Here is a 12,464-nt window from a genome sequence, read left to right as displayed (position 1 = left end):
TCTTATAGTATCAAGTTAATATATCCTTTACAACTTTTCCTTCCACATCTGTAAGCCTGAAGCGTCTGCCCTGGAATTTGTAGGTAAGCCGTTCATGATCTATACCCATCAGATGCAGCAGGGTGGCCTGAAAATCGTGCACGTGCACGGGATCTTTTACAATATTGTAGCTAAAGTCGTCTGTTTCTCCATATACTAAACCGGGTTTAACTCCTGCGCCGGCCATCCACATGGTAAAGCAACGCGGATGGTGGTCACGGCCATAATCATTTGCCGTAAGCTTGCCCTGGGAATATACGGTACGGCCAAATTCGCCGCCCCATATTACCAATGTATCTTCCAATAAGCCCCGCTGTTTTAAATCTTTAATCAGCGCGGCAGTAGCCTGGTCTGTTGCTTTACATTGCGTGGCGATGCCTGAGGGCAGATTGCTATGCTGATCCCAGCCCTGGTGGTATAGCTGTATAAATTTTACATCTTTTTCCAGCAGCTTGCGCGCAAGTAAACAGTTGGCGGCATAGGTACCGGAATCCCTGCTATCGGGGCCGTACATTTCAAATATTTCGTTTGGCTCATCTGCGGTGCTCATTACCTCCGGTACGGAGGTTTGCATACGATAGGCCATTTCATACTGTGCTATGCGGGCATCTACTTCCGGGTCGCCGTAAGCAGCGTTTTGCATCTGATTTAGTTTCGACAGGTACTCCAGCATTTCTTTCCGGTTTTTCCCATCGTACCCGTCGGGATTGTTTAGAAATAGCACGGGATCTTTCCCTGCTCTAAACTGTACTCCCTGGTATTTAGATGGCAGGAAACCGTTGCCCCATAACCGGGCGTATAGCGGCTGATCTTTTTGCCCGTTTTTTGACACCAGTACAATAAACGTTGGGAGGTTATTGTTGTCCGATCCCAGGCCATAGCTTATCCACGATCCGATAGAGGGCCTGCCGGGTAACTGGTTGCCGGTTTGAAAAAAAGTGATAGCGGGGTCATGATTGATCGCTTCTGAATACATTGATTTTACGATACAAAGTTCATCCACTACTGCCGCGGTAAAAGGCATCAATTCGCTCATCCAGGTTCCGTTTTGACCGTGCTGGTTAAACTTATAATATGATGGCACCATGGGTAGCGCGCTTTGGTTGGCGCTCATACCAGTAAGCCGTTGTCCTTTGCGTACCGAATCGGGCAGGTTCTGGCCCATCATTTTGGCCAGCATGGGCTTGTAATCAAATGTTTCGAACTGAGAGGGGCCGCCGCTTTGAAACAGGTATACCACCCGTTTTGCTTTTGGTGCAAAGTGGGGTAGTGCCCTTAAAATATCCGCCTCGAGGTCGCCGGTCGCTACACCTGAAGCAGGCGCTATATGTGGTGAACTGCTGAACAGTTTGTTGCCGAATAACGAACCCAGGGCCAATGCCCCGATCCCCAATGATGTTTTGGTTAAAAAATCGCGACGGTCCAGCTTTTTATTAAGCTCATTAAATTCCGGCGTATGGAGCCTGAACTCCGCATCATGGTGAAAATCAGACATACAAATTTATCTTTTGGTTAATGATGCATCAGCGTTAATGATGGTGCTGGCAACTACTGCATTGGCGGCGATCAATGCGCTGTCCAGCGTATTATCGATCTTATACTGTCCTGTATTCAACCAGCCCGTTTGTTTTTCAGGATGCTGCCTGAATTTTTTTAACTCGGCCTGTTGCAGTGTGAGCAGCAGGCTTATTTCGTCTGCTGTGGGCCTGTGTCCCGTCAGTTTACGATAAGTGGTGATGATGGCCTCGCGGTTGTTTGCCGTTCGGGCCATTTGCTCGCCCATTACTTTGGCTGCTTCTACAAAGGTCGGATCATTGAGGGTCACCAGTGCTTGCAGTGGCGTATTGGTATTTTGCCTGCGCATGGTGCAGTAATTACGTGCTGTGGCATCAAAAGTTGCCAGTGTTGGATTAGGTACCGAGCGTTTGATGATCACATACAAGCTGCGCCGGTAAACGGATTTGCCCGTATCGGGTTTATAGGTGGTGTTGTTGATTTCCCAAAGACCTTCAGGTTGATAGGGTTTCACGCTTTTGCCGCCTATTTGCGTGTCGAGTAATCCGCTTGCCAGAAGTGCGTTATCGCGGATCATTTCGGCTTGCATACGATAGGCGGGACCATGTGAAAGGAAACGGTTCTCTGCATCTTTTTCCACGGCCGCTTTGCTTGCCCGGGAATCCTGCCTGTACGTGGCTGACATGACAATCATTTTATTCAGCTGCTTTACATTCCAGCCGGATTCAATAAAACTGGTGGCAAGCCAATCCAGTAACTCGGGGTGACTTGGCATTTCACCCTGGTTGCCAAAATCCTCTGAAGTTTTTACGATCCCTGTCCCAAAAAAGTTCTGCCAGAAACGGTTTACGGCAACCCTTGCAGCAAGTGGATTATCAGGGCTGGTCACCCATTGTGCCAGACCATACCTATTCTTTGGCAGATGTTTATCAAAGGGCAAAATAGCCTCCGGCGTATTGGGAAACACCTGCTCGCCCGGCATATCATAATTGCCCCGCTTTAGCAGGAACGTTTTTTTAGGTTGGGCCATTTCACGCATTACCATTATTTCATCAATATTTTCTGTTGAATCTGATAACTCGGTGCGCAACGCAGTTAATTTTTGTTCCTCGGATTGTACATCCGGATCTACTGCTGAAAGATAGTATGCCTTTAAATTATTTAACTCATCCGGCGTTAATGCGGTGTTATGCTTAGCGGCAATTTCCAGCCAGCTTGTTTTATGCGCCAGTACTTTAATTTCGAACGGCGTTAACGTACGGTTATAAACGGTAATATCGTCCACCTTGCCATCCTTAAAGCCACGGCCACGCCACCAGGCGCCTATTTGCAGGCCAGGACCGCCTCCGTTAAAAAGGATATCTTTGGTCAGCTCGTCCATCGTAGTTTCCATCGGTAATTCCGAGCCGTCCATATACAACTTAAACCCGGCGGCCTTCGACGAACCATCGTAAGTGGCTGTCAATTGTATCCATTTGTCACGCGGTACATCAGCAATGCTCACTTTTGTAATGGCATTTGACGGACCTGTATGTGTCATATTCAGCTCCAGCTTGTTGTTATGCAGATAGAGATGATATCCTTTGAAATTATATAAACGCTCGGCGTTGCTTTTGTGAAAGATAACGCCCTCGGTTAACTGCTTTGGGATGTTGACCCACATGCCTATGGTAAATGGCTGCGATTTCCTGAAAATACCGGTTTTATTGAGATCCAACCAGCTGTCACCATTGAGTACAATGGCTTTACCATTACCGTTGTTCTCAAACACGGCCTTGTCACCTGCCTGCCCGGTTTCGCGTTTCATGGTGGCAACATCTTTGGGGTTCGTGTTATTAACGAGGTTCCCTTTATCAAAAGTGTAGTATGCCTGTATGCCGTTGCCGGGAATTTTGTCTGCAGATAGTTTTTTGTAGCCGCCATCATTGATCCACTTATCAAAGCTGGCAGCAGCCTTGGTTTCTGTTTGAGCAACGGTTTCTAGTTGTTTTTTTATGTTGTTATTGATGAACCGGAGTATTTGCTCTTTTTGTTCGCCAGGCAGTAGTAAGGTTGGGGTAGGCAGCGCGTCGTCAAAGGATATCTGGCCGGCTTCTTTTACGTTGTTAAAGAAACTGAACAGTTCATAATAGTTCTTTTGGGATATTGGATCGAATTTATGATCGTGGCATTTGGCACAGCCTACAGACATGGCCAGCATCGCATTGCCAAAAGTATTTGTTCTGTCAATAACATATTCGCTCTGAAATTCTTCCTCAATAATTCCACCTTCCATGTTTTGCTGATGGTTGCGGTTAAAAGCGGTGGCAATGATCATATCGCGGGTGGGATGTGGCATCAGATCGCCAGCGAGTTGCCATTGTATGAATTTATCATATGCAAAATTGGTATTGAAAGCTTTGATCACCCAATCGCGGTAGGGCGACATATCCCTGATCCTGTCGACCGTATATCCATGCGAATCAGCATAGCGGGCAACATCCAGCCAGTCGACCGCCATTTTTTCTCCATAGTGTGGGGACGACAGCAGCCGGTCAACCTGTTTTTCATAGGCATCAGGCGTACCATCTTTTAAAAAATTATCTATTTCGGCTATGGTAGGTGGAAGTCCCGTGAGGTCAAGTGTAACGCGGCGCAGCAGCAATTCTTTATCCGCCTCCTTCGACGGTTGTAATTTTTGTTGTTTTAGTTTAGCCAGTACAAAATTATCGATAGGGTTGTTGATGGTACCATCCGCTCCCGGTATATGAGGTTTTACCGGTTTAACAAAAGCCCAGTGAGGTTTGTAAACCGCGCCATCGTTGATCCATTTGATCAGGATGGCTTTTTCCTGCGCAGTAAGGGTATGGTGCGATTCAGGTGAAGGCATCATGTACTTTGGATCATCCGACAGGATGCGGTGAAATAATTCGCTGCCGGCTAAATTTCCGGGGGCTATCGCTACTTTGCCTTTATTGTCGGGCAGATCGGCGTAGGCTGCGTCGGCGATATCCAATCGCAGACCCGCCTTTTGCTTGGCTTTGTCGGGCCCATGGCAGGCAAAACATTTGTCGGACAGGATCGGTTTTACATCAGCGTTATAGTCCGGTGAACCTGGTAGAGCATTGTAAGCCTCCTTTACATCAGGCGGCAAATCAACAGTTGTTGAATAATGGAAGATAACGGCAAGTAACAATACAGCGCCAAGCAGTATAAACAGGAGCCTTTTCATAACGTAAATATTCGGCGTTTATAATCAATCTATTGCCTTTAGCACTATTGCCCTTGACTTGTGAATGGTTGTTCTAAATTCATTTTCACTGTTGTACTAAATGTAAGAAATTCAGCCCTTAAAGTTCCTATCGGAAAACCTCAGCAGGTTGCCCCCGAAACTATGCGCATGGAGGATTTCGGTAGCAGCCATTGTCGGTTTCAACCCGGTCCAAAGATAGATTGATCAACATCAGTATTATTGCATTATTTTAATCGATACTTAAAGTTTTTTACTGAAACTTTAAGTATCGCCCCGATCTTAAAGGGGTGTTTGTACAAACATATGAACATTTTAAATGTAATGCAAGAAATTTCAAAAAATATAGTTGAGCGTATATTTTAATTAATGTATTTGTAATTAAGTAGTTATAAATTTTCTTGTATTGATTGGGAGGAGATATTTTGGCCATACATAATCCCGCGTACAGGGGAATGCGCTTAGCTGTTTCTCGTAAAGTGTTCCAGAATTTCACGTTTGTAAGTCTTGCCAACCGGCAATACCAAGCCGTTTTCCAGGTTCACCTGTGCTCCTTCCAACGACCGGATCTTTGACAGTGCTACAATATACGACCGGTGTATACGTCTGAAGAGGCGTTTATCCAGCTGTTGTTCTATTTCGCTGGTGGTGGATGCACTCAGGTACATTTTATCGTCTGTAAATACTTTGACATAGTTACCATAACTCTGTATATGGGTGATACCGGCCGTCCTGACTTTTACTATACCGGTATCAATTTTTAATACCAGGAAGCTATCCGGGGTTGGTTGCCCGGGAGGAGCGGAGTTCCTGGCAACACGCGGTTGATAGCGGGCGAATACATGATCTATTGCCGCCATAAATTTGGCAAGTTCAAAAGGCTTCACCAGGTAATCTACTACCTGGTATTTATACCCGGTGAGGGCGTATTGGGTGTAGGCGGTGGTTAATACCACCAATGGAGGATTTGACATGGCTTCCAGCATATCCAACCCGGAGATACCGGGCATGTTGATATCAAGAAAAAGTAGATCCACCTGGTTTTTAAACATAAAGTCCATGGCGTTGACAGCGTTGTAAAAATTGCCAATCAATACCAGGCTACTTGTTCCTTTTATATAGTGATCAAGTACGAGGTGGGCTCCTTCTTCGTCATCTACAACAATACAGCGTAATGATTCCATAGGCTACTGATAATTTAATTGCATTTTTAAAATGATCCTGAACTCAGTTTCGTTTTGAGTGATGTCCAGGTTATATTTCCCCGCATACAATAGCTCCAGGCGCTCACGGATGGTTGCGAGACCAATGCCCGTTGAGCCGCTTTTAAGAGGGAGATCTCCCATTGAGTTTACAATGTCAACTGTTAATGCCCGTTCGGCTAACAGGATATTGGTATGAACAAATGAGTTTCCCGAAGTAGTGATGCTATGTTTAAACGCATTTTCTATCAGCGTAATAAGGATTAACGGGGCAATGGCCACCTTTGCCGATTCCTGGTTGCCGGATTGCACAGAGAATAAAATTTCGCAGCGCTTTCCTACCCGTTCTTTTTCTATGGAGATGTAATTTTCTATAAAGGAGATCTCTTCCTGCAGCGGAACGGCGGGCTTCCGGCCATCTTCAAGCTGATATCGCATTAATTGCGACAGTTTCAAAATCAGGTTGGGAACACGATCGGGTTCGGCCAGGCTCACACCATAGAGGTTATTAAACATGTTGAAAAGAAAATGGGGGTTCAGCTGGGCATGTAATAACCTTATATTCATTTCTGCCAGCAGCAGTTTATCTTCCGTTCTTTTGCGGATCTGCGAGGCATGCTGTCTGATCAGGAACAAAAAGATAATGGTACTTACACTGGCAATATTGATAACAAAATAGTACAGTAAAATAGAAAGAATATGCTCCTGCCGAAACGTATCCGGATCGATCCAGAAGTAATCTATGGGCCAAAGGATCAGGATACCGAGAAATAAGGCACCCAAAGTAGCCATTGCATATTGCTTATACTTCCTGTTCCAGAATAAAGGGAAAATGAGCTGCCAATGGAGCTGTGCCATTGCATATATTACTATAAAAAATACCAGCCCTTTGAGAAAAGCATTGAACGAATCCAGTTGGAAGAATTGATTCACCATGGTAAGAATGAACATGGCTACGAATATCCCAATCTCCTGCAGGTAACGCTTTTTGAACCAATTTGTCATAGCTTTTTTCTCCTATAGTTTTCCTGACCACCAATGTCAGATTTTTACATCTATCTGTAAAATTTAAATGATGAAAGACGTTCGTCATTTAAATAGCGGCTTTGCTCATTCTCATTTCCTGTGGGAAAAATAAACATTTTCTTTTGCAGCGGCTGGATTATAAAGGTCAATATGAAAACTGTATATCAGATGAAAGATAAACTTCTCGCTGCTTTAATCTTAATAATAATTTCGATACCGGTTAGGGCGCAATCCGTGGTTTCCGGCGATGCAGCGTCGCTCCAGGTCAAAGGTGTGGTGTTTGATGCCTTTGAAAACAGGCCGCTTGAATCGACCACCATCGTACTGAAAGATAAGATCAACACCATTGTCAAAACCACGCTGACAGACAAACAAGGCCGGTTCACTATAGTAGTACCTGCAAGAGGAACTTATTCGCTGCGCATTTCCCATACAGGTTATGAGCCGTATTCCGGAACCATGGAGGTGAAGGAATCCGCAACGGACATTGTTTCATTTCCCCTGTTAAAGCAAAGCACGCAACTGCATGAATTCGAGGTGAAAAAGCGTAAGCCACTGGTTCAAAGCAAGGGGGATAAACTGGTATATAATGCGGCTGCGGACATTGGAAACAGGAGCGGAACTGCGGCGGATGTGCTGCGGAAGGCACCCATGGTAACCGTCAGCGCAGATGGCGCCGTGAATCTGCGGGGAAATTCAAATATTAAAATTCTGCTTAACGGCCTTCCATCAGGCATTCTTGCTAAAAACCTGAAGGAAGCCTTAAAGATGATCCCCGCCAGCACTATACAGTCCATTGAAGTAATTACTGCCCCGTCGGCCAGGTATGAAGCTGAGGGCGCCGCCGGCGTTATTAATATCATCACCAGGGAAAAGATAAAAAGCACGGCTGGTAACATTGACATAAGCGCCGGGAACCGGGAACAAACCGCCGGTGTTGGTTTAAATATATCGCGTAAGAAGATCGACTTTAATTTTATGGGCAGTGGTATTTTTGAGCAGGAGCGCAGGAATGCTGAATTGAGCCGGCTTTTGTTTTACAATGGGCAAAACACCGGTAGTCTTACGCAACGTTCCGATATGACGCAAAAGACGAAAGGAGCAAGCCTGGAAATGGGAACGGAATATCGGCCTGATTCAACCCAAAAAATTGGTGTCACACTTTCTTACTGGCATGAACAATGGCCGGTGAAAAACAGTTTGTATAATCATTATGACGACATGGGAAAAGCTACGGAGTATAATCAAAGCAGCGACCAGAAAGGAAGTTACCATTACTTTGACCTTTCCTTCAACTATGTGAAGCGCTATCAACGCGCCAAACAGGAGCTGCAGCTGCTGGGAAACCTAAGCCGCTCTAAAGATCGCTCCAATTATAATACCGATCAGTTTACGCCTGCCGGACAACATTTTTTTCGTGAGATAAGCCCCAATTCAGGGCTAAGTAAAGATTATAGTTTCCAGGCAGATTATACGCATCCATTCAATAAAGCGGGCAGCAGTTTTGCCGAAATGGGAGTGCGGTTGAGTAAAAACGATGCTGTAAGTAATTATGCTGTTTATAATAATATTGACAATCGCGGCAGTAATGATCTGAAGCCGGATTTGCAGCGCAGCGACTCCATGAGATATTTCCAGGATATCGTTGCCGCCTATATCAGTACGGATTTTCAGACAAAAAACAACTGGCGTTTCCGTGTGGGCGCCCGCTACGAGTTTACCAGGATAGCAGCTGGTTTCAAAGGAGCCAAGCCTCCGTTTAAAGCGAATTTCAGCAACCTGGTTCCCAATATACTTATAGCGAAAAAGTTAAACGAAATACACGAACTCAAGTTTAGTTATACCGAGCGCATTCGGCGGCCTTTCATCTGGGATCTCAATCCTTATACGGATGCGAGCGACCCCCGTAACCTGACGATGGGCAATCCCCGCCTGCGTCCGGAGCTTACACGTTCGCTGGAGGCTTCTCATATTTACAATGCCCCTTCCGGTCTCAATTTAGTCAGCAGCATTTATTTTAACTTCAGTTCAAATTCGATAGAGTCGCTGTTGACCGTTGATAGCAGCGGTATTTCACGAACCTTACCCCAAAATATAGCGTCCGGTAAACGGCTGGGTACAAATATCAATGCGTATACCCAGTTCAATGATAACTGGACCATTAACGGAGGGCTGGAGCTATACCAGGTATGGTTTAATAGTAAGGCCTTGCAGATTGGTAACAGCGGGTTCTTTCACTCTTTTAATATAAACACCTCTTATACTATTTCAAACGGCTACACGTTCGAATTATCCGGCGATTATAGCAATGGTTTTATTACCCTGCAAGGCAAAAATACTTCGGAGTATACCTACCGTATGGCTATTCAAAAAGAAGTGCTGAAGAAACAGGGGAGGATTACGCTTTCGTTTGTCAACCCTTTCCAGGCTAACCTCCAACAGCGCAGCATAGCGATGGCGCCTAATTTCCAGAGTCAGTCAGTTACCCGTTACTATAACCGGTCGGTTGCTATCGCATTTAATTGGCGGTTTGGCGGGGCGCATAAAAGCAGTGAGGAGAAGGAACCGGAGGAAATGCCTAAGTATCCTGAGCGGAGGAGGAGAGGGGTGGGTGGTTCTTTGCAATAATTAACCCGCTATCCGCTCTTTTTAACCTATTGACTTATTATTGAGGTTTGTTAGCTAATTTTAAACCCGTAATAGCAACATCCATCATAAAACAATATTCCAGTGTTTTCACAAGAAACGTACACCAAAAGGAGAAACAAACTGCAAACAGATATTGGCAGCGGCATTATTCTACTGCCCGGAAACGATGATAGCAGTATGAACTACAAGGATAATATCTACCCGTTCCGGCAGGATAGCTGCTTTTTATACTTTGCCGGTATTGACCGTCCGGGCCTTACGTTTGTTATTGATATAGATAATAACCGGGAGATATTGTTCGGCGATGAATACACCATTGAAGAGATCATGTGGATGGGGCCTGCGGACTCCTTAGCTTCCCAGGCGGCAAAGGCGGGGATTACAGAGGTAAGGCCTGCTGCTGCGTTGCCGGATTTTTTGCTGCGCTGCAGAAACAGCGGTCAACCTGTTCATTTTCTGCCGCCCTACCTGGCCGGTATTACCGTGAAGCTGAGTGCATGGCTGGATATTCCCGTTGCGCTGATCCCGCAAAGTGTGTCCGTAACATTGATCAAAGCTATTGTTCGCCAACGGGAGGTGAAAACGGACGAGGAACTGCGTGAAATAGAAGCTGCGGTAAATACTACCATCGATATGCAGCTGAAAGCAATGGAGCTGGCAGCGGCAGGCGTTACAGAAACGGAGATAGCAGGCGGCTTGCAGGCGGTAGCCATCGCCGGAGGCGGTAATATTTCTTTCCCGGTAATTCTTACCGTAAATGGACAGTTCCTGCATAATCACCCGCATCATACGCCTTTGCAAAACGGCCAGTTGGTATTATGTGATTGTGGTGCCGAAAATGCCATGCATTATGCCGGTGATCTTACCCGCACACATCCCGTGAATAAGAAGTTCAGCACCGTGCAAAAGGAAATATACGACATTGTACACAACGCCTACCAGGCGGCGGCTGATGCCATTCGTCCCGGTATACGCTATAAAGACGTGCACCTGCTGGCCTGCGAAAAGCTGGTACAGGGGCTTACGGAGATAGGCATCATGAAAGGCAATGCCGCAGAAGCGGTGAACGCAGGCGCACATACCCTGTTTTTCCCTTGCGGTCTGGGACATATGATGGGACTGGATATTCATGACATGGAGAACCTGGGAGAAGAATATGTAGGGTATACCGACTCTCTGAAAAAGAGCACGGAATTCGGACTAAAATCACTGCGCCTTGGACGGGAGCTGGAAGAAGGATTTGTATTTACCATAGAACCTGGTATCTATTTCAATCCGCTCCTCACCGCCGCCTGGCAGTCGGAGGGTAAACATGAACAGTTTATCAATTACGGGAAACTGGCGGCCTATAACGATTTCGGAGGTGTACGGGTAGAAGATAATTTCCTCATCACGGCCAACGGCGGCCGCAAGCTGGGCCGGCCTTTCGCTACTACCGCCACCGATATCGAAAACCTGATCGCTTTATAAAATTGCCCGTTACATGAAAAAACAACTATTGTTACTACTGCCTGTTTTATTGATACTGTCCTGTACTGCCCGGAAAGAGGAAAGTGCCTCGTTGAATGACCTGGCCGAAAAATATGTACGCCTCGGACTAGCCATTGGGCAATATGATACAGACTTTGTAGATGCCTATTATGGCCCGGATTCATTAAAACCCGTTTCTAAGCAGTCCACCTTTCCCAAAGACAGCTTTCTGACGGAAGTAGCTGCGTTGAAGAAATCGCTGCAACAAATTGCAGCGGAAACAAAGAATGATACGGTCCGCACCAGGACAAACTGGATCACCCAGCAACTCGCCGCTTTTGGCCGACGCATAAAAATATTTTCCGGGGAGTATGAGTCTTTCGATGCAGAATCAAAAGATTTGTTTGGCGCCGTGGCGCCGGCCTACCCGGAAAAGTATTACCAGTCGCTGATAGCTGAACTGGATAGCCTGTTGCCAGGGAAAGGGCCGGTAGTAGAGCGTTACCAGCAATTTGCCAACCGCTTTATTATTCCCCATGATAAACTGGATACTGTTTTTAAAACCGCCATTGCGGAAGCGCGTAAGCGCACCCTGGAACATTATGCTTTGCCGGAAACAGAACACTTCACCCTGGAATATGTAAGTGGTAAATCATGGATGGGTTATAACTGGTATAAGGGGCATTACAACAGCCTGATCCAGGTGAGCGCAGATCTGCAGATCTTTATCGAAAAAGCAATAGACCTGGCCTGTCATGAAGGGTATCCGGGTCACCATGTTTATAATATGCTGCTGGAGAAAAACCTTTATCGCGACAAGGGATGGGTGGAAATATGCTTGTACCCATTGTTCAGTCCCCAATCATTGATTGCAGAAGGTAGCGCCAATTACGGCATTGAAATGGCTTTTCCCGGGGAAGAAAAAGCAGTGTACACTAAGAATGTACTATTGCCACTGGCAGGACTGGATACCACCGGAACAGATACCTATTTTAAAGCACTGGCCATAAAAGGAAAGCTTAACTACGCACGTAACGAAGTAGCCAGGGGCCTGCTGAGTGGCGCCATGTCCGATTCCGTTGCCACACAATGGCTGCTGAACTATACGCTGCTCAACCGCGAGTCTGCCGCCAAAGGATTATTGTTCATTAAGAAAAACCGCAGTTATGTGATCAATTATAACTATGGACAGGACCTGATCAAACAATACATTGATGTAAATACCGCAGGGCATCCGGATAAACGCTGGGATACCTTTGGCTATTTGTTAAGCAACGAAATTACACCCGCCGATCTGATCAAAGCAAAATAACAGGGGAGGCCTCCATACAGCA

Annotated in this window: 7 protein-coding genes; 3 read left to right on the top strand and 4 right to left on the bottom strand. The window is 46.0% G+C overall.

Features of this window, described 5'->3' with window-relative positions; translation table 11 throughout:
• Positions 1-10: 10 nt before the first annotated feature.
• The 4 genes from KE626_RS25270 to KE626_RS25255 all read right to left on the bottom strand — a co-directional run bounded on the left by KE626_RS25270 (position 11) and on the right by KE626_RS25255 (position 6,990).
• Positions 11-1,534, bottom strand: coding sequence for a DUF1501 domain-containing protein (locus KE626_RS25270; protein ID WP_211975798.1), 1,524 nt, complete (start codon positions 1,532-1,534; stop codon positions 11-13).
• Between the two features lie 6 nt (positions 1,535-1,540).
• Entirely contained in the window at positions 1,541-4,765 is a 3,225-nt protein-coding gene (locus tag KE626_RS25265) for a DUF1553 domain-containing protein (protein WP_211975797.1), read from the bottom strand.
• Positions 4,766-5,244: 479 nt separating this feature from the next.
• Positions 5,245-5,967 carry a LytR/AlgR family response regulator transcription factor gene (locus KE626_RS25260; protein ID WP_211975796.1) on the bottom strand — a complete coding sequence of 241 codons (723 nt, stop codon included), beginning with the start codon at positions 5,965-5,967 and terminating at the stop codon, positions 5,245-5,247.
• A gap of 3 nt (positions 5,968-5,970) precedes the next feature.
• Complete coding sequence (locus KE626_RS25255; RefSeq protein ID WP_211975795.1) at positions 5,971-6,990, bottom strand: sensor histidine kinase; 1,020 nt, start codon at positions 6,988-6,990, stop codon at positions 5,971-5,973.
• Positions 6,991-7,179: 189 nt separating this feature from the next.
• On the opposite strand from KE626_RS25255, the gene KE626_RS25250 reads away from it, so the two are divergent.
• From KE626_RS25250 to KE626_RS25240, 3 genes are all read left to right on the top strand, one after another.
• Positions 7,180-9,639, top strand: a complete 2,460-nt coding sequence (locus tag KE626_RS25250) for a TonB-dependent receptor (protein ID WP_211975794.1) — start codon at positions 7,180-7,182, stop codon at positions 9,637-9,639.
• Positions 9,640-9,741: 102 nt separating this feature from the next.
• On the top strand, positions 9,742-11,130 hold the full coding sequence (locus KE626_RS35100) for an aminopeptidase P family protein (protein WP_346344476.1): 1,389 nt from the start codon (positions 9,742-9,744) through the stop codon (positions 11,128-11,130).
• A 13-nt stretch (positions 11,131-11,143) separates the two neighbouring features.
• Complete coding sequence (locus KE626_RS25240; protein WP_211975793.1) at positions 11,144-12,442, top strand: hypothetical protein; 1,299 nt, start codon at positions 11,144-11,146, stop codon at positions 12,440-12,442.
• Positions 12,443-12,464 lie beyond the last annotated feature (22 nt).

This window comes from Chitinophaga hostae (assembly GCF_018224885.1).
Classification (GTDB): domain Bacteria; phylum Bacteroidota; class Bacteroidia; order Chitinophagales; family Chitinophagaceae; genus Chitinophaga; species Chitinophaga hostae.
The sequence above is the reverse complement of the archived record's forward strand: the minus strand, read 5'-3'. Positions and strand labels throughout refer to the sequence as shown.

What these genes read in the sequence shown, in the direction of transcription:
- KE626_RS25255 (WP_211975795.1), bottom strand. Translation starts at nt 6,990, where the DNA reads ATGACAAATTGGTTCAAAAAGCGTTACCTGCAGGAGATTGGGATATTC.
- KE626_RS25265 (WP_211975797.1), bottom strand. Translation starts at nt 4,765, where the DNA reads ATGAAAAGGCTCCTGTTTATACTGCTTGGCGCTGTATTGTTACTTGCC.
- KE626_RS25250 (WP_211975794.1), top strand. Translation starts at nt 7,180, where the DNA reads ATGAAAGATAAACTTCTCGCTGCTTTAATCTTAATAATAATTTCGATA.
- KE626_RS25240 (WP_211975793.1), top strand. Translation starts at nt 11,144, where the DNA reads ATGAAAAAACAACTATTGTTACTACTGCCTGTTTTATTGATACTGTCC.
- KE626_RS25270 (WP_211975798.1), bottom strand. Translation starts at nt 1,534, where the DNA reads ATGTCTGATTTTCACCATGATGCGGAGTTCAGGCTCCATACGCCGGAA.
- KE626_RS25260 (WP_211975796.1), bottom strand. Translation starts at nt 5,967, where the DNA reads ATGGAATCATTACGCTGTATTGTTGTAGATGACGAAGAAGGAGCCCAC.